Genomic DNA, 22,537 nt, shown 5'->3' with positions numbered 1-22,537 from the left:
CTAGCCTGGAAAGCATGCGGATAGGTGCTCATGTCCGACAGGACGACGATCCCATCGGCCAGGGCGAACGGCTCGGCGCGGATCTGGTGCAGATGTTTCTGTCGGACCCGCAGAAATGGCATACGCCGGGTGAGCACCCTCGTGCAGAGCAGATCCTGGCGTCCGAGATCGACGTCGTGGTGCACTCGCCGTACGTCATCAACGTGGCGAGCCTGAACAACAGGCTTCGTATGCCGTCGCGGAAAGCCGTCGCGGAGCACGCCGACGCCGCAGCGAAGATCGGCGCGTTCGGCCTCGTGGTGCACGGCGGGCACGTCCGCGACGGCGAGAGCGTGGCCTCCGGTGTGCAGAACTGGCGCAAACTGTTCGAGAGGCAGGAAGACAAAGGCGGGTTCGCGGTGCCGATCCTCGTCGAGAACACCGCCGGCGGGGATTTCGCGATGGCCCGCTACATCGACGCGATCGGCCGGCTGTGGGATGTGATCGGCGACTACGACGTCGGGTTCTGCCTCGACACATGCCACGCGTGGGCGGCAGGTGAGGATCTCGTCGACGCCGTCGAACGGGTACGGGCGCTGATCGGTCGCATCGATCTCGTACATCTGAACAACTCTCGCGACGAGTTCGATTCCGCCCGCGACCGCCACGCGAATCTCGCCGACGGCACCATCGACCCGCAGTTGCTCACCGAGGTCGCGTTGAAGGCGAATGCGCCGGTGATCCTCGAGACACCCGCGGCCGGACTCGCCGACGACATCGCCTACGTGCGCGAGCAGACATCCTGAGCGGTGGTTCCCGATCCGGCGACTGTCGCCGTGATGAATTCCGGTCTCCCGTGCGGTCTACCCGAACATGACGATGACCACGAAAGTGCTGAGCGTGTCGGTTCCGGTGGCCGACCAGGACGCCGCGCTGAAGTTCTACACCGAAGTACTGGGGTGCGAACTCCGCACCGACATCGAGATCTGGCCTGGAGCACGGCTGGTCGAGGTCGCCCCGCCCGGTTCGGCCGTCTCGTTGCTGCTCCTCCCGCGAGACAGCGAGATCCCGGTCGCGATCCGCTTGGGTACTTCCGACGCTCGAACCGCACACGACGCGATCCGTGCATCCGGGACCACCCTGCACAATGACGATCTGATCCGGATGGAGGGCGTACCGGCGATGTTCTCCTTCGCCGACCCCGACGGCAACGGCCTGGTCTACCTGGAGGACAATTCGTGAACACCCAGAACCCGTAGCAACGCGAGCGACTCCGCGGCGTGTGTACCGGGTGCAGCCGAATACACGATGACCGATTGGTCGACATCCGGGATGTGCAGGGCGTCGCAGTCGAGAACGATCGGGCCCAACGCCGGATGATTCACCGTCTTCGTGTGATTCCGCCACCCACCCACGGTGCCCTTGCCCCACAACTCGGCGAAGTGCTCCGACCTGCTCCGTAATTCATGCACGAGCGCGGTCAAGCCCGTGTCGTCGGGGTAGCGGGCAGCCGCAGACCGAAGACTCCCGACCGATTGCTCCGCCGTCGCCTCGAATTCCTCCTCGGTTGCGCCGACCGTGCTCATCCGAGGATCCGCTGGATCAGGGAGAAACCGCAGTCTGTTGATATTCCGGCGATGCGGTGGCAGCGCCGACCAATCACCCTGCAGCGCAGAAGCCATCGCGTTCCACGCGAGGACATCACCCTTCGCGCTCATCACCACGACAGGCAGGTCTGCGAACCGGTCGATCAGGCGCAGCACACTGGGCCGCACATGCATGTCGATCGCGCCCGGGCCGGGAGGCGCAACACCTGCCAGATGGAACAACTGGTTGCGTCCGTCGAGATCGAGTCGTAGCGCCCTGGCCAGTGCTCCGAGCACCTGCGCTGACGGAACCGATCCGCGCCCCTGTTCGAGTCGGACGACGTAGTCGACACTGATCCCCGCGAGCATCGCCACCTCTTCGCGGCGCAACCCGGGGGTGCGACGGTGCACACCTGACGGCAGACCGACCTCGCCCGGCGTGATCAGTTCGCGAGCATGGCGCAGCACTGCCGCCAGTTCGGTGCGGTTGATCGCCATGGAATCCAGCATGACGTCTTGTCGTGGCATATGGGTAGTACAGCCGATCCCACGATCGTCCGGCCCTGGTACAACGCGAACCATCGGGCGACCGTGATGACATGACCACTCACCATGCATCCACAGTCCTCGTCACCGGCGCCAACGGAGGCCTCGGCGCCGAAACCTGCCGTCGTCTTGCCACCGCCGGACACACCGTCTGGATGGGCGTGCGCACTCTCGAAGCCGGCTACGACGTTGCGGGGAAAATCAGAGTCGACAGCCCCGACGCCGATGTCCGCGTCGTCGAACTCGATGTCACGAGCGACGACTCGGTCGCCGCCGCATACCGGACGGTGTCCGAGTCCGACACCGGTCTCGATGTTCTGCTCAACAACGCCGGTATCGCGGGCCGATTCACTACACCCGCCGACACCGTCCCCACCGATTTCCTTCCGGTGTTCGGGGTGAACCTGCTCGGGCCGGTCCGCGTGACCCATGCATTCCTGCCGCTGCTCGGACAGTCCCCGTCGCCGCGGTTGGTGATGGTGTCGAGCGGGATGGGTTCGTTTGCCGTCACGAATGATCCCGCACGGATCGAATCGACCTTCCACGGCCTCGTGTATCAGTCGTCGAAGGCCGCCCTGAACATGGTGACCACCATGTATGCGAAAGCACTGCCCCATGTGGGTGTCGTGGCCGTCGACCCTGGCTACACGGCGACTGCGTTCAACGGCTTCTCCGGCCCACAATCGGTCGAGGAGGGTACCGACGCGATCATCGAGGCGTGTACCGCCGAGTCCCCGGCGGGGATGTTCATCGACCGTCACGGAGCCGTGGCCTGGTGATCCGATCCGGCGCCGTCGGGTAGCTCGCCCGTGAGATAGCCTTGAACTGTCGGCGCGATGATCTCGATGAGTTGCTCGGACGGCAACGAAGCCAACGGCTCGAACCCGAGGACGTAGCGCACCAACATCACCCCCGTCATCTGGGTAGCCACCAATTCGGCCCGCAACCGGCCGGTACCTTCGGGCATGTCGATCCTGCCGAGGAGCGGTTCGAGCGCGACCTCGAGCAGGAACGTCCGGATCAGCCCGGTGTCGCCACCTGCGATCTGTGCGCGGAACATCGCCACCGCCGCGTCGCGATACGGGGACTCCCACACTCCGATCAGAGCTGAGGCAAGTGCGTGACCGAGCTCCTCGATCGGTGTCTCGTACACCGGCGCGAGGACTTCGCGGGGATCGACGGGCAGCTCGATGGCCGCAGTGAACAGCTCGATCTTCGTACCGAAATAGTGATGGACGAGTGCAGGATCCACGCGCGCGCGTGCAGCAACAGCGCGCACGGTGGTCTTGTCGAAGCCGTTGGCGGCAAACAGTTCTCGCGCGGCACCGAGGATCTGGTCGCGGGCACCGGATGTGCCGGGACGCCGTCCCGGACGCCGTGTGCCCCGCGACTCGGTGGTCACGGCGTCCGGCGGCGCAGTGTCGCGGCGCCGAGAGCGAGCGCTGCCGCGGCAAAGACCGCGACCACGATGAGGTCACGCACCATGACGGCGGTCGTTCCCGGGTTCCTGGTGATCTCCTGCAGCGCTTCCACTGCATAGCTGAGCGGGAGCACATTGCTGATCCAGCGCAGCCAGTCCGGAAGCTGATCGCGCGGGACGAGCAGACCGCACAGCAGGAACTGCGGGATCACGAGCACGGGCATGAACTGCACCGCTTGAAATTCGGTGCGCGCGAAGGCACTACACAACAACCCCAGCGACACACCGAGTACTGCGACGAGTACGGCTGTCACGAGCACCCACGCCACCGATCCGGCGCTGGTGACACCGAGCAGCCAGAACGCCACGGCGCACGCCAATCCGGCCTGGAGCGCAGCGGCGAGTGAGAACGCGCTACCGTATCCGGCGAGCAGATCGAGTTTCGTCAGCGGTGTGGTCAGAAGCCGCTCGAGTGTGCCCGAACTTCGTTCTCGTTGCATCGCAATGGACGTGACCAGGAACATCACGACGAATGGGAGGATCCCGAGCATGGTCACGGCGATCTGATCGAACAGCGAGAAGCCGCCCGGCCCGACGGGTGCGTTCTGGTACATGAAGTACAGCAGGATCATCAGCAGACTCGGCACGAACACGATCATGGCCACCGTGCGATGGTCGGATCGGAGTTGCCGAAGAATGCGGGTGGTGGTGGCGGCGTAGATGACGGCGCTCATGATCATGCTCCCGACGAGGTTCGGATCAGGTGGAGGAAGGCGTTCTCGAGGCCCGACTCCCCCGTCCGATCACGCAATTCTCCGGGGGTGAGCTGCGCGATCAACCGGCCCTCCCGGAGCAGGACGAGTTCGTCGCAGTGGTCGGCTTCGTCCATGACGTGGCTCGAGACAAGGAGCGTGGTGCCACTCGCCGCCAGGGTTCGGAAGTGCTCCCACAGTTCAGCACGCAAGACCGGATCGAGCCCGACGGTGGGCTCGTCGAGTACGAGAAGCTCGGGGGCTCCGACGAGCGAACACGCGAGCGACAGGCGTCCGAGCTGACCGCCCGACAGAGCGCTCGCAGCATTGCGTGCGTGGTCGGTGAGACCGACTGCGGCGATCGTGTCGGCCACGGCGGAGCCTCTCCGGCCGTAGAGCGCAGCGAAGTAGGAGACATTCTCGGTGACCGACAGATCGAGATACACGCTCGGCGCCTGGGTGACATACCCGACACGTCGGCGTAGGGCCGCGGACCCCGCAGGCCGCCCGAGCACCGTGACACTGCCGGATTCGACGATCTGAGTGCCGACTATCGAACGCATCAGGGTCGTCTTTCCGCAACCGGACGGTCCGAGCAACCCGGTGATCGAGCCGCGCGCGATCTTCACATTCACGTCTTCGAGTGCCCGGTGGGTGCCGCGCCGGACGTGCAGGTCATGGATGTCGATGGCGAGGGAGGGGGAAGTGTCGTTCATGGTCCACTCAATTCACCGAGTGTTGAAATCATCGTGTGTCGAAGTGTGCGACTCACATCCGGCCGCGTCAAGGCCTGACCGCGCCTCCCCCGATCCGGCGATGTCACGCCGTATCATGAGTCGCATGCTTCGCACCCGTCACGCCCTCGCCGTCACCGCCGCCGCGTTGGTTCTCGCGGGGTGCACTGCCAACGGAGACCCCGCGCCCGAACCTGCCGTGTCCATCGAGACCGAGGTCGACGCACCGGATGCTCCGTCGACGATCCCCACCGACACGGCAGACAAGATCTCCCCCGCAGGCGACGGCGCGAAACTCACCGTCACCGATATCCGCACCGGCCGGCATGAAGGCTTCGACCGTGTCGTGTACGAAATGGGTGGGCAGGGCACTCCGGGCTGGCGTGTCGGCTACGTCGACCAGGCGGTGCAGGACGGCAGCGGTAACGAGATCCCCCTCGCGGGCAGCGCCGTGATTCAGGTTCTCATCGACGGTTCGGCGTATCCGTTCGACAGCGGTGTCGAACCGTATTCGGGTCCCAATCCGGTGCTCGGACCGTCGGGAGGATCCGTCGTCGAGGTCAACGGATCGGGTGTCTTCGAGGGCGTGACGCAGTCGTTCATCGGGGTGGCCGCCGCAGACACCCCGTTCTCGGTCACTGCCCTCACCGAACCCACCCGCCTGGTGATCGACGTAGCGAACTGAGCTTCACGGAGGTCCCCGACGAGGAGCTCAGGTCCATCGTCGCGAAATGACCACCGCGGTCGAATTCGGTCCAGCGGACGACGTTGTTCTGCTCTTCCGCGATTCTGTGCAGGATGCTCGTCAGGACGTGCGCATACGCTTGACCTCGAGCGCGCTCGAGGTTCTAACGTCGAGCGCGACCCGAGGAGGATTCACTCATGAGCATGGAAGTCACGGCGTGGAACGCGATGTACAACGCGATGCACGCCGAGAGCGATCGGCGCCCGTTCTCGCGCGCAACGATGCGCAGAATCGGCGCGTTCGCGCGACCACACCGACGCAACATCTCTGCGTACCTGATTCTGAGTGTGCTCATCGCGGCACTGGGTGTCGCGACACCGGTTCTCGCGGGACGTGTGGTCGACGCGATCGTCGACAATGCCGCATTGTCGGTGATCGTATGGCTGGCGATCGTCATCGCGGCGATCGCGCTGGTCGAGGCCGGATTGGGCATCGTGAACCGGTGGCTGTCGTCCAGCATCGGTGAGGATCTCATTCTCGATCTGCGTACGACCGTTTTCGACCATGTGCAGCGCATGCCGATCGCGTTCTTCACCCGCACCCGCACCGGCGCACTCGTGTCGCGACTGAACAACGATGTAATCGGCGCGCAGCGCGCGTTCAGCGACACACTGTCCGGTGTCGCAGGCAACATCGTCACACTGGTGATCACCCTTGTCGTCATGTTCGGTATCTCGTGGCAGATCACCCTGCTGGCACTGTTGCTGTTGCCGATCTTCATCATTCCCGCACGCACGATGGGGGCGAGGCTCGCGCAACTGAGCCGCGAAGCGGCCAACCACAACTCGGTGATGAACACACAGATGACCGAGCGGTTCTCGGCACCGGGCGCCACGCTGGTCAAGCTGTTCGGACGTCCCGCCCACGAATCATCCGAGTTCGCGGTGCGCGCCCGACGGGTCCGCAACATCGGGGTTCGCACCGCGATGCTCCAGACCGTGTTCGTGACCGCCCTGACGCTCGTCTCCGCTCTCGCGCTGGCTCTGGTCTACGGACTCGGCGGCTTCTACGCGCTACGCGGGCAGCTCGATCCGGGTTCGGTCGTGGCAATGGCCATGTTGCTCACTCGCCTGTATGCCCCGCTGACCGCGCTGGCGAGCGCGCGAATGGACGTGATGAGCGCGCTGGTGAGCTTCGAGCGTGTCTTCGAAATCCTGGACCTGACCCCACTGATCCGCGAGATCCCCGGCGCGAAGCCCGTTCCGGACGGCCCCGTCTCAGTGGAGTTGCGCGACGTGGGGTTCGCATATCCCTCGGCCGACAAGGTGTCACTCGCGTCGCTCGAAGAAGTTGCGGTGCTCGACTCGCGCGGCGGTGAGACGGTACTGCACGACGTGTCGTTCCGCGTCGAGCCAGGCGAGATGGTCGCGCTCGTCGGATCCTCCGGGGCGGGGAAATCCACGATCGCGCAATTGATTCCGCGGTTGTACGACGTCGATGCGGGAGCTGTGCTGCTCAGCGACACGGACGTGCGCACGTTGACGGCGGATTCTCTCCGGGACACGGTAGGCCTCGTCACGCAGGACGGCCACCTGTTCCACGACACGGTACGCGGGAATCTGCTTCTGGCCCGGCCCGACGCCACCGAAGAGCAGGTGTGGGACGCTTTGCGCCGCGCGCGGCTCGACGAACTGATCCGAAGTCTGCCGAGTGGTCTCGACACGGTCGTCGGGGAACGCGGCTACCGCCTCTCCGGTGGTGAACGTCAGCGATTGACCATTGCGCGTCTGCTTCTGGCAAGGCCACGTGTGGTGATACTCGACGAAGCGACCGCGCATCTGGATTCGACGTCCGAAGCCGCTGTGCAGGAAGCACTCACGGAGGCACTCGCGGGTCGCACCTCGGTCGTGATCGCTCACCGCTTGTCGACGATCCGGGCGGCCGATGAGATTCTCGTGGTCGAGGCGGGCCGCATCGTCGAACGCGGCAGGCACCAGGAGTTGCTCGCTGCCGGGGGACGCTACGCCGAACTGTATCGAACCCAGTTCGCAGATTCCGGACCGAAGGTGTCCGCGAATGCGCCGATACTTCACCCATGACGATACAAACCGAACGAGAAGCCGAACTGCTGCTGACAATCCTCGGAAACCAGTTCGCCGGACTTCGTGGATCGTTGTCCGGGCTGACCGCAGAACAGGCACGCGACATCCCGAGTGCATCGAAGATGAGCCTGGCATCGTTGCTGAATCATCTGATCGATGGACTCGAGGCCACCATCGACCGGATCTCCGGTGAGCAGAGCCGCACCACCGATCCGGTCGAAGCGTGGATGGCCGGATGGAAGGTCGACGACGACGAATCCGTCGCCGACCAGGTGGCACGCCTCGACGCCACCGCCGACCGTTTCGCCGAAAAGCTGCGCGCGGAATCCGACCTCGACCGCATCGTCACGATTCCCGCGGGGGCTGCGGTCTGGCTCGATCAGGGCGTGCCGTTCACCGTGCGGTTCCTGGTGCTACATCAGATCGAAGAGTGGGCCCGGCATGCAGGTCATGCCGACATCATCCGGGAATCGATCGACGGCGCCACCGCCGATACGCTGGCGGAGGCGCCGTGATCGATTCTCTGTGAGCGACTTTCAGTCGCGGTAGCCTCCCCGGCCACCGCGATCGCTGCGGTGGGTGAAGTCGCCGCTGCCGTAGTCCTTACGGCCACCGCGACGATCGCCCCCGCGGTCTCCGCGGTCGCTTCCATGTCGGTCTCCGCCGCGACGATCACCACCGCGATACGCCGCGGGTCGCCCGCCCGGCGCTCCGGTGTCGCGCTGAAGCTGGATCAGCACACCGGAGATCCGGGTGGCGCGCAGCGCCTCGAGGGCCTGCTGCGGGAGGTCCTTGGGGAGCTCGACGAGGCTGTGATCGGCACGGATGCTGATATGCCCGAAGTCGCCGCGGCGCAGGCCGCCTTCGTTGGCGATCGCACCGACGATCGCGCCCGGCTGCACCCGGTGCCGCTTACCCACTGCGATGCGGTAGGTCGCCATCTCCTGACCGTCGCGACCGACCTTGGGGCCGTCGTCGAAACGACGGGGCGGACGCTCACGCGGCTCACGCTCACGACGAGCCGGGGCGATGGGCTCCGGTTGTTCTTCCATGAGGAACGAATCGCCGTCGCGGGACAACACAGCCAGCGCAGCCGCGATGTCGGCCAGCGGAACATCGTGTTCGCGCTCGTAATCCTCGATGAACGTGCGGAACAGCTGGAGGTGCTCGGACGTCAACGCCTCGGTGATCGAGTCGTTGAACTTGGCCACACGCTGTGCATTGACGTCGTCGACGCTGGGCAGCTGAATCTCGGTGACCGGCTGGCGGGTGGCCCGCTCGATCGACTTGAGCAGGTGCCGTTCACGCGGCGCCACGAACAGCAACGCGTCGCCGCTGCGTCCTGCACGACCGGTGCGTCCGATTCGGTGAACGTACGACTCGGTGTCGTGAGGAATGTCGTAGTTGACGACGTGACTGATGCGTTCGACGTCGAGACCACGGGCCGCGACGTCGGTCGCGACCAGGATGTCGAGCGCACCGCTCTTGAGCTGACCGATGGTCCGCTCACGCTGCGCCTGCACGATGTCGCCGTTGATGGCCGCGGCGGAGAAGCCCCGGGCGCGGAGTCGCTCGGCGAGATCTTCGGTGGCCTGCTTCGTCCGGACGAAGATGATCATGGCCTCGAACGACTCGACCTCGAGGATCCGGGTCAACGCATCGAGCTTGCGCTGGTGCGACACGAGCACCCAGCGCTGGGTGGTGTTCGAGGAGGTCGTGGTCTTCGACTTGACCGTGATCTCCTGCGGATCGTTCAGGTATTGCTTCGACAGCCGGCGGATCGCACCTGGCATCGTCGCCGAGAACAACGCGACCTGCTTCGTCTCGGGGGTGTCGGCGAGAATCCGCTCGACGTCCTCCTGGAAGCCCATCGTGAGCATCTCGTCGGCCTCGTCGAGAACGAGGAACTCGAGCTCCGAGATGTCGAGGGTGCCCTTACTGAGGTGATCGATCACACGACCGGGGGTGCCGACGATGACCTGCGCACCGCGACGCAGCCCGGAGAGCTGGACACCGTAGGCCTGGCCGCCGTAGATGGGCAGCACGTGCAACCCCGGGATATGGGACGAATACTTCCCGAAAGCCTCTGCGACCTGCAGCGCGAGTTCACGGGTCGGCGCGAGCACGAGCGCCTGGGGCCGCTTCTTCGACGTGTCGATCCGGGAGAGGATGGGCACTGCGAACGCGGCGGTCTTACCGGTGCCGGTCTGAGCGAGACCGACGACGTCCCGACCCTCCAGCAGTGGTGGGATGGTTGCCGCCTGAATCGGCGACGGGGACTCATAACCCACGTCCGAAAGGGCCTTCAGCACACGGTCGTCGATGTCGAGATCGGCAAACGTGAGGGATGCGGTCTCCTGGTCGGGGGCGTTTTCGATTTCACTCATTTGACCAGCAGTTTATCGGATGGCACGCCGTTTCCGTGCCACACCCACGCAAGAGTGTGCCGAAACACGCCCCGAGCAGGCGTGTGTCGGCACTCATGAGGACCCTCGATCCCGGACTCTACCCGCTGGTAGAGCGGCGGAGCATGCTCACCGTTCCCACCGGGAGAGTCGGCACCGGACCGAACGGGAGAGTCGACACCGGGCCGGGTTCATACTGGGGTGGTGCGGCGGTACTCCTCACGCGTGGAAGCAGGCCGGCGGCTCGCCCGCTCGGTCGAGCATCTGCGTGGAGCGGACACCGTCGTTCTCGCGCTCCCCCGCGGCGGTCTGCCCGTGGCCCGTGAAGTCGCCCGCACTCTCGGCGCTCCCCTCGACGTCCTCGTCGTCCGCAAGCTCGGGGTGCCCTGGCAACCCGAACTTGCCATGGGGGCAATCGCCGAGGGTGGCATCCGGGTCCTCAACGATGAGATTGTTCGGCTCACCCGGATCGGTACCGAGTCCATCGAAGCCGTGCAGGAGCGCGAGCAGATCGAATTGGAACGTCGTGGTGCACTGCTGCGTTCCGGTCGCGAGCGTGTCGCGCTGGACGGACGCACCGCCGTCATCGTCGACGACGGCATGGCAACCGGAGCAACCGCGGCGGTCGCATGCATTGCCGCACGCGCCGCCGGTGCCGTGCGGGTGGTGCTCGCCGTTCCGATTGCCTCACCGGAAGCCGTGCGCCGGGTAGGCCGGGACGCGGACGAGGTGATCTGCCCATGGGTCCCGAAGGACCACGACTCCGTGGGTGCGGCCTATTCCGACTTCCATCAGTTGAGCGACGACGAAGCCGCCGGAGTCCTGCGCGACAACACGTGAACGACCCGAACCTGAGGTGAGCGTCAAGCTACCTGCGGGTAGCTTTCGTGTCGCAGATCACGCACAATGAACTCTGAAACTTCTCAAAACCGGCAGCACGGGTGGTGCGGAAGCGGACATTTTGTGATGCAATGCACACCGCAAGTTCAAAAAGATGGAGGGGTCACAGATGGGTGAGATTGCCGTTCCGCAGTCGTTCGCGATTCCGGACGACGTGTCGATGGCAGATTCGGTGTTCCGGCACGAGAAGGAGTCACCCGACTTCGTGCCGTTCGAGCGCCTCATCGACGGCAAGTGGGTTCCGGTCACGGCAGTCCAGTTCGCCGCCGAGGTCCGCGCCGTTGCGAAAGGCCTGATGGCGTCCGGAGTCGAGCTGGGCGACCGTGTCGCGATCCTCTCGAGCACCCGCTACGAATGGGTTCTGCTGGACTACGCGATCTGGACCGCGGGCGGTGCCACTGTCGCGATCTACGAGACCTCCGCAGCCGACCAGTCGAAGTGGATCCTCGAAGACTCGGGAACATCCCTGCTCGTCGTCGAGAACACCGAGCAGGCCGATGTCGTTCGCGAGGTCGCCGAGGCTGCGCCGACCGTGCGCGAGCTCCTGCAGATCGATCCGGCCTCGGGTTCGAAGGGCGCAATCGAGGAACTCACCGCGCGCGGCGCTGCACTCACCGACGAGCAGGTCGACGAACGCCGCAAGCAGGTGAACGCGGAATCCGCTGCCACCCTCATCTACACCTCGGGCACGACCGGCAAGCCCAAGGGCGTGCAGCTCAAGCATCGTCACTTCTTCGCCGAGTCGACCGCCGCCCACCTCGGGCTGCCCGATTCGATGGAGCCCGGACAGCGCACGCTGCTGTTCCTGCCCCTCGCCCACGTATTCGCCAGGTTGATCTCCTTCGCGTCGTTCGACCACAAGGTCACGGTGGGCCACACATCGGATCTGACGACACTGCTCGACCAGTTCGCCGCCTTCAAGCCGAACTTCATCCTCTCCGTTCCGCGCGTGTTCGAGAAGGTCTACAACTCCGCGAAGCAGAAGGCGTACGACGGCGGCAAGGGAAAGATCTTCGACAAGGCTGCCGAGACCGCGATCGAGTACAGCACGGCACTCGAATCGGGTGGCCCCGGCCTCGTGCTCAAGGCCAAGCACGCGGTGTTCGACAAGCTCGTCTACGGCAAGTTGCGCGATGCACTCGGTGGCAACGCGACCCGCGCAGTGTCGGGCGGCGCCGCTCTCGGTGCGCGTCTCGGTCACTTCTTCCGCGGTATCGGCGTCACGGTGTTCGAAGGCTACGGTCTGACCGAGACCACGGGCGGCATCGTCATGAACACCCCGGAACATCAGAAGGTCGGCACGGTGGGGCGGCCCCTCAACGGGCATTCCGCGAAGATCGCCGAGGACGGCGAACTGCTCCTCAAGGGACCCGTGGTCTTCGACGGCTACTGGCAGAACGACGCGGCCACTGCCGATTCGATCCGCGACGGCTGGTTCCACACCGGCGATATCGGCACGATCGATGCCGAGGGGTTCATCTCGATCACCGGACGCAAGAAGGAACTGCTCGTCACGGCAGGCGGCAAGAACGTCGCACCCGCGATCCTCGAGGATTCCCTGCGTGCGCATCCGCTGATCAGCCAGGTCCTCGTCGTCGGTGATTCGAAGCCGTTCATCGGTGCACTCATCACCATCGACTCGGAGACCCTCCCGGGCTGGCTCGAACGCCACAACCTGCCTGCGGATACCGCGATCGCAGACCTGATCAAGAACCCCGACCTGATCGCCGAGATCGACTCGGCCGTGGCGGCCACGAACGCCAAGGTGTCGAAGGCCGAGGCGATCAAGAAGTACCGCATCCTCGAGACCGACTTCTCGATCGAGACCGGCGAGCTGACCCCGACGCTCAAGCTCAAGCGCAACATCATCCACGACAAGCACGGCGCGGCTATCGAGGCGATCTACGCCTGATCTGCCGTCCTGATCCAGGGCACTTCACGAACGAGGGTGCCGTCCACTCGCCTGGCCGAGATGGACGGCACCCTCGTTCGTCCGAAGGAAGCGTTCAGGGCCGCGCGGTGACGTCGAGGACGAACTCTGCGATATCACGGGTGACGGCACGACGGACCGGTTCATGAAGCAGATCGTGCCCCGCATCGGGATACTCGTCGAACTGCAGATTCGGTACCTCCATGGCCCATGCCCGCACCGGTTCGACGGGGGCGAGCCGGTCGTCGAGGCCGTGTACGGCGAGGACGGGCAGACGGGATCGGGCAAGCGCCCGGGCGAACTCGGGCCGCGTCGCCGAGCGCGGGAGCCCACACAGGACCGCGGCCCGGAATCGGTCGGCCTCGGTGCGCAGCAGCGTGAGCGCCGAGGCAGCGCCGAGCGAATGCCCCATCAGCACCAGCGGTATCCCGGCGTCCTCCGCGATCACCGTCAACTCGAACAGATCGGTTGCGTGCGCTTCGACGGATCCCGGGACCCCGGGTTCACCCTCGGACAATCCGTGCCCGGCCAAATCGATGCCCCACAGTGCGATACCGCGGGCACCGAGCCCCGCCGCGAACCGGTGGTAATCGGCGGTGTGCTGCCTGAATCCGTGTGCGAAGACGACACCCACCGACGCATCGTCGATATTCCAGGTGCGGTAGTGGATGCGGCCGGCGGCCCCGTCGAAGAACGGCATGGGTGCATTATTCGCTCACCACCGTCATCCCTTCACCAGCACCGCCCCTCACCGCGGTAGGTGGGAACGGTAGTGCATACTCCGGCCTCGACGACCTGGATATGTGCGAATCTCTCGCACAACTCTCCCGCCTTCGCATGTCTGAACCACACCCGCCCTCCGATCGGGACATCCGATGCGGAGCGGCCGTGCACCGGCGTTTGCACCTCGCCTGCACCCTCGTTGCGTAGAAGCTTCAGGCCTGCGGGCCGGATCGGCCGGGGAACACGGCTCGAGCCCGGTGGTCCCGACGCGATGTACCCGCCACCGAACAGAGTGGTGATCGACGGCGCAGGCTTGCGGACGGCGGACAGTGCGAAGAACAAGGAAGGATTCGGTGTGAAGGCGTCGTAGGTGTCGAACAGCGTCGGTACGTACAGGCCCGACCCGGCGGTGACCTCGGTGACCACTGGGTCGGCCGAGCTCACCTCGAGCGAGCCGGTGCCGCCGCTGTTGACGATCTCGAGATCCCCGGAGACGGCACGGACCGCTTCGACCACAGCGCCGCGCCGTGTGGCGAGTTCCTTCGCCGACATTCTCTTGACCACCCGGACGGGCAGCGACGAATCGGGCAGTCCTGCGATCTGCGCCTCGTAGAACATGACTCCGACGACGTCGAAATTGCCTGCCGTAGCAATCCGTGCGAGTTCCGCCGCCTGATCGGGGGTGCGCAACGGCGACCGCCGCACCCCGAGGTGTACCGGGCCGACACGCAGCGATGCATCCACATCGAGACACACCCGCGGCCGGACAGCTCCGGTACCCATGGAATTTCGGATCAGATCCAACTGGGCGGGAGCATCGATCATGAGGACCACGGATCCGAGCGCGACGGGGTTCGCCGCGAGTTCCGCGAGCGCCGCCCGGTCGACGGTCGGATATCCGAGCAGGATGTCGCGGGCACCACGTTCGACGAGCCACAGCGCTTCCCGCAACGAGTACGCCATGATCCCGCGGAATCCACCCTGCGCGGTGAGGCCTGTACCGAGGACCTCCTCGAGCACAGCCCGGCAACGCACCGACTTACTCGCGACCCGTACAGGAGTGCCTGACGCGCGACGGACGAGATCGTCCGCATTGTGTCGCAATGTCGTCAGGTCCAGTGCTGCGAAGGGTGGATCCAGATCCGGCGTCGCCGCATCGAGACGGTCGAGAACAGTGGTGTTGCCGGGTACGACAGTCCTGTCGGGTACAGCGGTGCTCAATGGTTGTCCCATCGGTGTGGAGGTGGGTGTCATGACCTGTCGACGGCGCGGGCCGCGATGATCGCCGCCATGTCGTCGAGTTCGCTGACGATCGAATCGCTTTCCCGGTCGACGAGCCAGCGCAGCGTGAAGCCGTCGATGAGTGCGAGCGCGGTACGCGCCACGGATTCGATCGGCTCCGTCCACATCGTCGCGGTCTGCTCGGCACACGCTGCGAGGAACGCGTGCGCCTGCTCGTCCATGATGCGGTACTGCTGCATGGCGATGTCGCCACCGAGCGCGCCCGCATTGCGGTGACGAAGCGAGTAGGTGGTGATCTCGTAGGTGAGGAGTTGACGGCCTGCAGTCGCCTCGATCGACGGCCACGCAGCACTGAGCCCTTTGAACAGCAGTTCCCGCAGACCGCGAACGCCCTGCGGCGCCGGTTCGTCGTTGGGGATGTCGAACGCGGTGCGCATGGTGTCGGCAAGTTGCTGAATCAGCCTCTCGGCCATCGCGACGACGAGGGCTTCCTTGCTGTCGAAACAGTAGTGCACCACGCCCAGCGACACCCCGGCATTTTCCGCAACTGCCCTGACGGTGACCGCGCCGACGCCACCCCCTTCGGCGAGTTCCAGTGCAGATTCGACGAGTTGGGTTCGACGCTCGTCCGCAGGCAACCGGTTCGACATGTCCCGATGGTAGTTCGGGACACGCGCCCGAGCGGGTTATTGACCTGAACGCGTGTCCAGGTCGATCATGGGGACATGGCGACCTGGCACAACTGGGCACGAAACGAGCACGCCAGCCCTCAACGATTCGACACACCGGGCAGCACGCCCGAACTCGCAGCAGTGATCGTGCGCGCCGCCGAACACGGCCGGCGGGTCAAAGCCGTCGGCGCAGGCCATTCGTTCACCGGGGTCGCGGTCACCGACGGCACTCTGATCTCACTCGACCGGATGACCGGGGTCGAGGCGGTCTCACCCACTGCCACCGGCGCGCTCGTGAGCGTACGGGCGGGGACGCGCCTGCACGAGCTGAGTGAAGAACTGTGGGCACTCGGTCTTGCGTTGTCCAACCTCGGCGACATCGACGTCCAATCCGTCGCGGGAGCGATCTCCACCGGAACGCATGGAACGGGCACGGATTTCACCGGCCTCTCAGCGCAGGTTCGTGCGGTGACCACGGTCCTCGCCGATGGATCGATCGTCGAGTGTTCGCCCGAGCACAACCCCGACCTGTTCGAGGTATCCCGGCTCGGGATCGGGGCTTTCGGCATTCTCTCCAGCGTGACATTCGAGTGCGTCTCCGCGTTCCGCCTGCGTGCCCACGAGACGCCGTCCTCACTGAGCGAGACGCTGGACAGCCTCGACGACAGGCTTCGCGCCGACCATTTCGAGTTCTACTGGTTCCCTCACACCGACGGCGTGCTCACCAAGACCAACACGCGGCTGCCCGGAGCCACGCCCGTCGACCCCGTCGGCCGGATTCGAGGATTCGTCGACGACGAGATCCTCTCCAACGGTGTGTTCAACGCCTTCCAGCACCTGGGCACCCGGGCACCCTCGTTGATCCCCGGACTCAATTCCGTGTCGGCGCGCGCGCTGTCGGAGCGCACCTACACCGATCAGAGCCACCGGGTGTTCGCGTCGAAGCGGCGTGTGCGGTTCAAGGAGATGGAGTACGCGATACCGGTCGAGGCGCTGCCCGCGGTCTTGGAGGAGATCGCCACCTGGCTGAGCCGCACCGATCTGCGTATCGGGTTTCCGATCGAAGTGCGATTCGCGGCCGCGGACGACGTCTGGTTGTCCACCGCCCATCGGCGCGCCACCGCCTATGTCGCGGTGCACCAGTTCCATCGAGGCGAGCATCGCGAGTACTTCTCGGCAGTCGAGGCCATCGCACGATCCGTCGGCGGACGCCCTCACTGGGGCAAGCTGCACAGCCTCACCGCCGCCGAACTGAGCGAGGCATATCCCCGATTCGACGACGTCCTCGCAGTGCGCGACCGCGTCGATCCGCAGCGCATGTTCGACAACGACTGCCTACGACGCGTACTCGGTGCGTAGGACCGGATCGGAATCAGAAGAACGCTGCGCGCATCGAGTTACGCGCCAGGACCGTTCGTTCGTCGTCCGTCAAACCCAGGTGCTCTCGCAGAGCGGCGAATGCGTCGTCCACATACCCGCCGAAGTAGGCCGGATCGTCGGAGTTCACACTCACCGACAATCCCGCTTCGAGCATGCGGCGCAGCGGATGATCGGCAAGCGTATCGACCACTCGCAACCGGACGTTCGACAACGGGCACACCGTCAACGGAATCTGCTCTTCCACCAGACGTGTGACGAGATCGGGATCCTCGAGTGACCGGATGCCGTGGTCGATGCGCTCGGCGCCGAGTAGATCCAGTGCCTGCCGGACGTACTCCGGCGGCCCCTCCTCGCCGGCATGCGCGGTGATGCGCAGCCCTTCCGCGCGGGCACGGGCGAACACGTCCTCGAACAGTGACGGTGGGTAACCGACCTCCGCCGAGTCGAGTCCGAGGGCGATGATCGGGGCCTGCATCTTCATCAGGTCTGTGAAGGTGTCGTTCGCCTCGGCCACCGGGCGATCGCGCACGATCGACGCGATCATCGCGGCGTCGATCCCGAACTCGCGCTGCGCACCGGCAGCGGCGTCGGCAAGACCGTCGACGACCTCGCGCAACTCCACTCCCCGGGCTGTGTGGGCCTGCGGATCGAAGAAGAACTCGGCCCGCGTGACACCCGCCCGCGCCGCCCGCGCGAAGTAAGCGCGCGCGAGGTCGGCGAAATCTTCGGCGGTGCGCAGGACTTCCATGTTGGCGTAGTAGAGGTCGAGGAACGACACGAGGTCGCCGAACTCGTATCGCCCGCGCAGATCATCGAGGTCCCGGTACGGAAGCTCGATCCGATTGCGTTCCGCGAGAGCGAAGATCAACTCGGGCTCGAGGGTTCCCTCGATGTGCACGTGCAGTTCCGCCAAGCCGTGCTCGTGCAGCACCGCGCCTTCCTCGACCATTGCCCCATTGCCTTTCCAAGCGGGTGTGTGCCTCTCCGTGAAGGCAATGCACCCTCATACGGCTCCGAGAAATGATACCTGACCTGCGGAAGCGCTCCAGATCACAAGAACTGCGACCTGAGGTCGTACGTCACGACACCCGTACTGCGACAGGGTTGACGAAGCCTGCAGCGTCGATGGACACCTGGTCGCCGGTGCGAAACCAGCCGTCGTCGAACATCTCGGCAGTTGCTGCCGGGTTGTTCCAGTAGCCGCGGGCGACGCTCGGTCCGCGACACAACAGTTCTCCCCTCCCCTTCTCGGCCTCGGGACCGAGCAACGCGACCTCGATTCCACCGAAAGGCACACCGACACTGCGCGGATGGCCGCGGCGATGTTCCGACGGAAGTAGCAGACCGATCCCACCGGTCTCCGCGACGCCCCACCCACGGATACAACGTGAAGCGGGGAACGACGCACGAAGGTGCCGCCACGGCACGCGGGTCCCCCGCGCGCCAGCCGCGACGACGGTCCCTCCGAACGCGAGGGTCGGGAGTAACTGCACGCTGCATCCCACCGCCGTGGACAGCGGCGCGGTGATCACCGTACGCCCGGGCTCGTCCACCAGGTCCATGGCGTGTCCGACGGCCTCGATCGTCGAAAGAACGTTCCTGTTGGTCAGTTCCACGCCGCGCAGGTCACCGCCACAGCCTCGGACGTAGTAGAGCAGCGCGAGCTCGTCGGGAGAGGCACCGCCGTCGAGGAACGGAACTCCTTCGGGGAGGGGACCATCCAGGATGAGCAGCGCTCCGCTGTCGAATGCCATCCAGTCGATCTCGGTGTCGCTGCACGTGGGATCCGGTAGGACCGGCACACCACCGGCGAGTACGACCCCGAGGAATGCGCGGAGCCACTCGAAGCCGTTCCGATGATGCACCAGGACTCGGTCGGCGGGACCGACGCCCTGATCGAGGAGCCCTCCCGCCACCTTCGCCGCTTCGGTCCACAAGTCGCGGTAGGTGATCGCGCGTCCGTCCCCGTCCACCGCAGCGACACGTTGCGAATACCGCAACGCACTGCGATCGAGCATTTCGGCAAGGCACGGTTCGAGATCGTCGTAGTGCAGAATCCCTCCGGAACGGTGCATCGCGCGCTCACTTCGCAGCCAATCCGCTCCTGTGGATATCCCGACGACTGCCAGCGACATTGCCACCTCCCAACACCGTCCGTGTCTGCACTATATGGCGTGGGTCACATTCTGGCCGGAGAACTGCGTTCCGATGTACTCCGGATCTCCGTCCGCGGGGGACGTGCGAAGCACGCCGAAGCGAGGAAACCCAGCGTCAATGCCGCCGCAGGAAGCCATATCGAGTGCGCCATCGACACCGCATATGCCTCGCGTAACGAGCCGGGCAGTTCACCGATGCTGTGTAACTGCGACAACCCGTTTCCCAGACCGCGTCCAGACAACGACGCAGCCATCACTGCTGCCATCGCCGCGCTGCCGAGGACCGCGCCCAACTGCCGGGTGGCGTTGTAGACGCCGGAACCTGCGCCCGCCAGCCGGGGATCGAGGTTGCGGGTGGCGGTCGTCGACAGCGTCGACCAGATGCCCGCCGATGCGAAACCGGTCAGCCCGATCGGCATCAGCAACTGCCACAGGTGTGCGTCCGGAGTCATTGCCAGCGAGAGCCACAAGAACGCAACGGCCAGCAGCGCGAAACCGGGACCCGCGACATACCGCGGGTGCACCCGATCGACGAGGCGTCCGACGAACGGTGCGAACGCACCGCTCAACACTGCCATCGGAACCATGAGCAACGCCGACTCGGTGGGATCGAGCCCCCGGACATCCTGCGCATAGAACATCAGCGGAAGCATGAAGGCGGTGATCGCGAAGCCGATCGACGCAATCCCGATGTTGGCAAGTGCAAAATTCCGATCGCGGAACAGCGTCAGCGGCACGAGCGGTTCGTCCCGCCCCAGCGACTGATGCCACACGAAGATCACCAGGAATACGACGCCGATGCCGACACTCGTCCACACATTCGACGACCACGGGTGCTCCCCACCAGCCCCCTGAAGTCCGAACACCAGGAAGAACATCCCGACTCCGCTGAGCACCACCCCCGGCACATCGAATCGGTGGGCCTGAGTCGGGAGGGCGGGCACGAATCGGAGAGCCAGCACGAAACCTGCCAGTCCGATCGGAATGTTGACGAAGAAGATCCATTCCCAGCCGAACCCGTCGACGAGCACTCCACCCGCGAGCGGCCCGACGAGAGTTGCGACTCCACCGATCGCACCCCAGATCCCCATCGCCATGCCGCGACGGTCCGACGGAAAAACACGGGTGATCACCGCCATGGTCTGCGGAGACATCAGCGCGGCCCCGAACCCCTGCAGCACACGCGCCGTGATCAGCGCCTCGATCGAAGACGACATCCCGCACCACAGCGACGCAAAGGTGAACACCACCAGACCCGACAAGTAGATTCGGCGCTGCCCGAATCGATCGCCGAGACGGCCGGTGATCATCAGCGGCACCGCAAACGCGAGCAGATAGGCGCTGGTGACCCAGACAACGCTCTCGAGATCGGCGTCCAGGGCCCGCATGATCGCCGGATTCGCCACCGACACGATCGTGCTGTCGACCAGAATCATGAAGAAGCCCAGGCACAATGCGGTGAGCGCCGCCCAGTGAGCGTCGGGTACGGCGGGCTCGTCCCCTGATCTCACAACACATCCTCTCCCCGGTCTGGGGATACGGTATCCGCGTGGACCCCCATCTCTCGAGCATCGCGGCCCTCGCGTGGTGCCGCGAACTCGGACTCGCCGACGACGCCCTCTCGCCCGGTGTCCTCGTGGCGAAAGTGGACGATACGGCCACTACGGTCCGAGTGCTCAGCATCGGCAACACTGTCGCGGTGGTGGGCCCCGAACCCGCCCTGTCCGCCGTCACCGCCCTCCCTCTGCCCGCAGAAGAGCGCACCGTGCGCGTCGCAGCCCGGGGTTACGCGGCCCGCACCGAAGTGCTCGGTCTGTGTCCGGAGTGGGCGGATGCGATACGCGTCGAGGACCCCTTGATCTCGCACGCCCCGGCGGACCTCGCCGAGCTGGTTCGACGCTGTCCGCCCGACGACAGCACCGAACTCGGCGGCGCAGTACCCGATCGTGCATTCGTCCTGCTCGACGACGACCACCAGCCGCTCGCCGCCGCGAGCTACCGCGAACTTCAGTCTCTTCTTGCTGATGTGCGGGTTCTCACGACACCGGAGAATCGACGTCTGGGACTCGGCGCCACCGTCGCGACGCTGTGTACGCACGACGCACTCGATGCAGGCCTCATCCCTCTGTGGCGAGCTCGCCGCGACAATTTTTCGGCGCGTGGGCTCGCGGCAGTGTCGGGGTACGTCGAATGGGGCACTCTCATCACAGTGCATCTGTCGGCGCGGTAACCGGTTCGGACCCGGCGACCAATTCGATTCCAGGGAGTGTCATGACCAGCAAGGCCACAGACAACACATCCTCGACGCAGGCCGGCTACGTCGCGCCGGGTGCCGAGTTCACCCGCGACACCAACTACATCTCGACGCGGATCACCGCCGACGGCCGCGACGGATACCCCGTCGAAGCGGACCGCTACCGTCTTGTCGCGGCACGTGCCTGTCCGTGGGCCAACCGCACATTGATCGTGCGACGACTGCTCGGTCTGGAGGACGCGCTGTCGCTGGGGTTGTGCGGCCCGACCCACGACCAGCGCAGCTGGACCTTCGACCTCGATCCCGGCGGTGTCGACCCGGTACTGGGCATCGAACGCCTCCAAGAGGCGTACTTCGCGCGACAGCCCGACTACCCCAGGGGCATCACAGTGCCCGCCATCGTCGACGTACCGACCGGCAAGGTCGTGACGAACGACTACGCACAGATCACACTGGACTTCTCGACCGAGTGGACCGCGTTCCACCGCGACGGTGCACCGGACCTGTACCCGGAATCGCTGCGAAGCGAGATCGACGAGGTCGCCGAACTTGTGTACCGCGATGTCAACAACGGCGTCTACCGGTGCGGGTTCGCCGGTTCACAGGACAAGTACGACGCCGCGTTCGACCGGTTGTTCGCCCGGCTCGATTGGCTGGAGGAGCGGCTCACCGACCAGCGCTATCTGGTGGGCGACACGATCACCGAGGCCGACGTCCGGTTGTTCACGACTCTCGCGCGGTTCGATCCCGTCTATCACGGCCATTTCAAGTGCAACCGGAATCCACTCACCGCGTTCCCTTCACTGTGGGGCTACGCGCGCGACCTGTTCCAGACGCCAGGGTTCGGCGACACGACAGATTTCGTGCAGATCAAGCAGCACTATTACATCGTGCACACCGATGTGAATCCCACACAGATCGTGCCGAAGGGTCCCGACCTGTCGGGCTGGCTGACGCCGCACGGCCGGGAAGCGCTCGGCGGCCGGCCGTTCGGTGACGGCACACCGCCTCCTCCGCCGCGTGCAGAGGAGACCGTGCCGTCGGATCACACTCCACTGTGACTATCAGTCGC

At 65.3% G+C, this 22,537-nt stretch carries 22 protein-coding genes; 11 read left to right on the top strand and 11 right to left on the bottom strand.

Going from position 1 to position 22,537, the window contains the following annotated elements; translation table 11 throughout:
• Positions 1-14 precede the first annotated feature (14 nt).
• Together ACSYG9_RS17955 and ACSYG9_RS17950 are read left to right on the top strand one after the other, a co-directional pair.
• The gene (locus ACSYG9_RS17955; RefSeq protein ID WP_440123812.1) at positions 15-785 is read left to right on the top strand and encodes a deoxyribonuclease IV; all 771 of its coding nucleotides are present in this window, start codon (positions 15-17) and stop codon (positions 783-785) included.
• Between the two features lie 73 nt (positions 786-858).
• Positions 859-1,221, top strand: coding sequence for a VOC family protein (locus tag ACSYG9_RS17950; RefSeq protein ID WP_440123811.1), 363 nt, complete (start codon positions 859-861; stop codon positions 1,219-1,221).
• Here ACSYG9_RS17950 and ACSYG9_RS17945 read toward each other — a convergent pair.
• The gene (locus tag ACSYG9_RS17945) at positions 1,200-2,063 is read right to left on the bottom strand and encodes an MmyB family transcriptional regulator (protein WP_440123810.1); all 864 of its coding nucleotides are present in this window, start codon (positions 2,061-2,063) and stop codon (positions 1,200-1,202) included. The two genes, ACSYG9_RS17950 and ACSYG9_RS17945, sit on opposite strands and share 22 nt — an antisense overlap.
• A gap of 101 nt (positions 2,064-2,164) precedes the next feature.
• On the opposite strand from ACSYG9_RS17945, the gene ACSYG9_RS17940 reads away from it, so the two are divergent.
• Positions 2,165-2,890 (top strand): SDR family NAD(P)-dependent oxidoreductase, encoded by a 726-nt coding sequence (locus ACSYG9_RS17940; protein ID WP_454839372.1) that lies wholly within the window; start codon positions 2,165-2,167, stop codon positions 2,888-2,890.
• Here ACSYG9_RS17940 and ACSYG9_RS17935 read toward each other — a convergent pair.
• Genes ACSYG9_RS17935 through ACSYG9_RS17925 form a run of 3 tightly spaced genes read right to left on the bottom strand, consistent with a single transcriptional unit; the run spans position 2,869 to position 4,999 of the window.
• Complete coding sequence (locus ACSYG9_RS17935) at positions 2,869-3,513, bottom strand: TetR/AcrR family transcriptional regulator (RefSeq protein ID WP_454839371.1); 645 nt, start codon at positions 3,511-3,513, stop codon at positions 2,869-2,871. The two genes, ACSYG9_RS17940 and ACSYG9_RS17935, sit on opposite strands and share 22 nt — an antisense overlap.
• Positions 3,510-4,265: an ABC transporter permease gene (locus tag ACSYG9_RS17930; RefSeq protein ID WP_440123807.1), complete on the bottom strand. Its 756-nt coding sequence runs from the start codon at positions 4,263-4,265 to the stop codon at positions 3,510-3,512. The genes ACSYG9_RS17935 and ACSYG9_RS17930 overlap by 4 nt, the downstream gene beginning before the upstream one ends.
• Positions 4,266-4,267: 2 nt before the next feature.
• On the bottom strand, positions 4,268-4,999 hold the full coding sequence (locus ACSYG9_RS17925) for an ABC transporter ATP-binding protein (protein WP_454839369.1): 732 nt from the start codon (positions 4,997-4,999) through the stop codon (positions 4,268-4,270).
• 124 nt (positions 5,000-5,123) lie between these two features.
• Between ACSYG9_RS17925 and ACSYG9_RS17920 the strand changes: the two genes are divergently transcribed.
• The 3 genes from ACSYG9_RS17920 to ACSYG9_RS17910 all read left to right on the top strand — a co-directional run bounded on the left by ACSYG9_RS17920 (position 5,124) and on the right by ACSYG9_RS17910 (position 8,319).
• Positions 5,124-5,702, top strand: a complete 579-nt coding sequence (locus ACSYG9_RS17920) for an AMIN-like domain-containing (lipo)protein (RefSeq protein WP_247272982.1) — start codon at positions 5,124-5,126, stop codon at positions 5,700-5,702.
• 197 nt (positions 5,703-5,899) lie between these two features.
• The gene (locus ACSYG9_RS17915; protein WP_454839367.1) at positions 5,900-7,801 is read left to right on the top strand and encodes an ABC transporter ATP-binding protein; all 1,902 of its coding nucleotides are present in this window, start codon (positions 5,900-5,902) and stop codon (positions 7,799-7,801) included.
• Positions 7,798-8,319: a mycothiol transferase gene (locus ACSYG9_RS17910; RefSeq protein WP_454839366.1), complete on the top strand. Its 522-nt coding sequence runs from the start codon at positions 7,798-7,800 to the stop codon at positions 8,317-8,319. The genes ACSYG9_RS17915 and ACSYG9_RS17910 overlap by 4 nt, the downstream gene beginning before the upstream one ends.
• A gap of 21 nt (positions 8,320-8,340) precedes the next feature.
• Here ACSYG9_RS17910 and ACSYG9_RS17905 read toward each other — a convergent pair whose 3' ends face one another.
• Positions 8,341-10,191, bottom strand: a complete 1,851-nt coding sequence (locus ACSYG9_RS17905; RefSeq protein WP_454839365.1) for a DEAD/DEAH box helicase — start codon at positions 10,189-10,191, stop codon at positions 8,341-8,343.
• 222 nt (positions 10,192-10,413) lie between these two features.
• Here ACSYG9_RS17905 and ACSYG9_RS17900 point away from each other — a divergent pair, with 222 nt between their 5' ends.
• Positions 10,414-11,049 (top strand): phosphoribosyltransferase family protein, encoded by a 636-nt coding sequence (locus ACSYG9_RS17900; RefSeq protein ID WP_440123802.1) that lies wholly within the window; start codon positions 10,414-10,416, stop codon positions 11,047-11,049.
• A 169-nt stretch (positions 11,050-11,218) separates the two neighbouring features.
• Positions 11,219-13,021: an AMP-binding protein gene (locus tag ACSYG9_RS17895; protein WP_440123801.1), complete on the top strand. Its 1,803-nt coding sequence runs from the start codon at positions 11,219-11,221 to the stop codon at positions 13,019-13,021.
• Between the two features lie 94 nt (positions 13,022-13,115).
• Here ACSYG9_RS17895 and ACSYG9_RS17890 read toward each other — a convergent pair whose 3' ends face one another.
• Genes ACSYG9_RS17890 through ACSYG9_RS17880 form a run of 3 tightly spaced genes read right to left on the bottom strand, consistent with a single transcriptional unit; the run spans position 13,116 to position 15,654 of the window.
• Entirely contained in the window at positions 13,116-13,739 is a 624-nt protein-coding gene (locus ACSYG9_RS17890) for an alpha/beta fold hydrolase (protein ID WP_440123800.1), read from the bottom strand.
• Between the two features lie 32 nt (positions 13,740-13,771).
• Positions 13,772-14,995: an amino acid deaminase/aldolase gene (locus ACSYG9_RS17885; RefSeq protein ID WP_454842992.1), complete on the bottom strand. Its 1,224-nt coding sequence runs from the start codon at positions 14,993-14,995 to the stop codon at positions 13,772-13,774.
• 17 nt (positions 14,996-15,012) lie between these two features.
• A complete protein-coding gene (locus tag ACSYG9_RS17880; protein WP_440123799.1) occupies positions 15,013-15,654 on the bottom strand; it encodes a TetR family transcriptional regulator in 642 nt (213 codons plus the stop codon).
• 75 nt (positions 15,655-15,729) lie between these two features.
• Here ACSYG9_RS17880 and ACSYG9_RS17875 point away from each other — a divergent pair, with 75 nt between their 5' ends.
• Positions 15,730-17,034: a D-arabinono-1,4-lactone oxidase gene (locus ACSYG9_RS17875; RefSeq protein ID WP_454839364.1), complete on the top strand. Its 1,305-nt coding sequence runs from the start codon at positions 15,730-15,732 to the stop codon at positions 17,032-17,034.
• A gap of 13 nt (positions 17,035-17,047) precedes the next feature.
• Here the strand turns inward: ACSYG9_RS17875 and ACSYG9_RS17870 are convergent, their stop codons facing one another.
• The 3 genes from ACSYG9_RS17870 to ACSYG9_RS17860 form a co-directional block, all read right to left on the bottom strand.
• Positions 17,048-18,004: an adenosine deaminase gene (locus tag ACSYG9_RS17870; RefSeq protein WP_440123797.1), complete on the bottom strand. Its 957-nt coding sequence runs from the start codon at positions 18,002-18,004 to the stop codon at positions 17,048-17,050.
• A 130-nt stretch (positions 18,005-18,134) separates the two neighbouring features.
• Positions 18,135-19,190 carry a class I adenylate-forming enzyme family protein gene (locus tag ACSYG9_RS17865; RefSeq protein WP_454842991.1) on the bottom strand — a complete coding sequence of 352 codons (1,056 nt, stop codon included), beginning with the start codon at positions 19,188-19,190 and terminating at the stop codon, positions 18,135-18,137.
• A 44-nt stretch (positions 19,191-19,234) separates the two neighbouring features.
• Positions 19,235-20,647 (bottom strand): MFS transporter, encoded by a 1,413-nt coding sequence (locus tag ACSYG9_RS17860; protein WP_454842990.1) that lies wholly within the window; start codon positions 20,645-20,647, stop codon positions 19,235-19,237.
• Between the two features lie 113 nt (positions 20,648-20,760).
• Between ACSYG9_RS17860 and ACSYG9_RS17855 the strand changes: the two genes are divergently transcribed.
• Positions 20,761-21,441 (top strand): GNAT family N-acetyltransferase, encoded by a 681-nt coding sequence (locus ACSYG9_RS17855; RefSeq protein ID WP_454839362.1) that lies wholly within the window; start codon positions 20,761-20,763, stop codon positions 21,439-21,441.
• Positions 21,442-21,482: 41 nt separating this feature from the next.
• The gene (locus ACSYG9_RS17850) at positions 21,483-22,526 is read left to right on the top strand and encodes a glutathione S-transferase C-terminal domain-containing protein (protein WP_440123794.1); all 1,044 of its coding nucleotides are present in this window, start codon (positions 21,483-21,485) and stop codon (positions 22,524-22,526) included.
• The last annotated feature ends 11 nt before the right edge of the window (positions 22,527-22,537 follow it).

The sequence above is a fragment of the Rhodococcus sp. SJ-2 genome (assembly GCF_053750035.1).
This window is presented reverse-complemented; position numbering and strand designations above follow the sequence as displayed.

What these genes read in the sequence shown, in the direction of transcription:
- ACSYG9_RS17955 (WP_440123812.1), top strand. Translation starts at nt 15, where the DNA reads ATGCGGATAGGTGCTCATGTCCGACAGGACGACGATCCCATCGGCCAG.
- ACSYG9_RS17950 (WP_440123811.1), top strand. Translation starts at nt 859, where the DNA reads ATGACCACGAAAGTGCTGAGCGTGTCGGTTCCGGTGGCCGACCAGGAC.
- ACSYG9_RS17945 (WP_440123810.1), bottom strand. Translation starts at nt 2,063, where the DNA reads ATGGCGATCAACCGCACCGAACTGGCGGCAGTGCTGCGCCATGCTCGC.
- ACSYG9_RS17940 (WP_454839372.1), top strand. Translation starts at nt 2,165, where the DNA reads ATGACCACTCACCATGCATCCACAGTCCTCGTCACCGGCGCCAACGGA.
- ACSYG9_RS17930 (WP_440123807.1), bottom strand. Translation starts at nt 4,265, where the DNA reads ATGAGCGCCGTCATCTACGCCGCCACCACCACCCGCATTCTTCGGCAA.
- ACSYG9_RS17925 (WP_454839369.1), bottom strand. Translation starts at nt 4,999, where the DNA reads ATGAACGACACTTCCCCCTCCCTCGCCATCGACATCCATGACCTGCAC.
- ACSYG9_RS17920 (WP_247272982.1), top strand. Translation starts at nt 5,124, where the DNA reads ATGCTTCGCACCCGTCACGCCCTCGCCGTCACCGCCGCCGCGTTGGTT.
- ACSYG9_RS17915 (WP_454839367.1), top strand. Translation starts at nt 5,900, where the DNA reads ATGAGCATGGAAGTCACGGCGTGGAACGCGATGTACAACGCGATGCAC.
- ACSYG9_RS17910 (WP_454839366.1), top strand. Translation starts at nt 7,798, where the DNA reads ATGACGATACAAACCGAACGAGAAGCCGAACTGCTGCTGACAATCCTC.
- ACSYG9_RS17905 (WP_454839365.1), bottom strand. Translation starts at nt 10,191, where the DNA reads ATGAGTGAAATCGAAAACGCCCCCGACCAGGAGACCGCATCCCTCACG.
- ACSYG9_RS17895 (WP_440123801.1), top strand. Translation starts at nt 11,219, where the DNA reads ATGGGTGAGATTGCCGTTCCGCAGTCGTTCGCGATTCCGGACGACGTG.
- ACSYG9_RS17890 (WP_440123800.1), bottom strand. Translation starts at nt 13,739, where the DNA reads ATGCCGTTCTTCGACGGGGCCGCCGGCCGCATCCACTACCGCACCTGG.
- ACSYG9_RS17885 (WP_454842992.1), bottom strand. Translation starts at nt 14,995, where the DNA reads ATGGGACAACCATTGAGCACCGCTGTACCCGACAGGACTGTCGTACCC.
- ACSYG9_RS17880 (WP_440123799.1), bottom strand. Translation starts at nt 15,654, where the DNA reads ATGTCGAACCGGTTGCCTGCGGACGAGCGTCGAACCCAACTCGTCGAA.
- ACSYG9_RS17875 (WP_454839364.1), top strand. Translation starts at nt 15,730, where the DNA reads ATGGCGACCTGGCACAACTGGGCACGAAACGAGCACGCCAGCCCTCAA.
- ACSYG9_RS17870 (WP_440123797.1), bottom strand. Translation starts at nt 18,004, where the DNA reads ATGGTCGAGGAAGGCGCGGTGCTGCACGAGCACGGCTTGGCGGAACTG.
- ACSYG9_RS17865 (WP_454842991.1), bottom strand. Translation starts at nt 19,190, where the DNA reads ATGTCGCTGGCAGTCGTCGGGATATCCACAGGAGCGGATTGGCTGCGA.
- ACSYG9_RS17860 (WP_454842990.1), bottom strand. Translation starts at nt 20,647, where the DNA reads ATGATTCTGGTCGACAGCACGATCGTGTCGGTGGCGAATCCGGCGATC.
- ACSYG9_RS17850 (WP_440123794.1), top strand. Translation starts at nt 21,483, where the DNA reads ATGACCAGCAAGGCCACAGACAACACATCCTCGACGCAGGCCGGCTAC.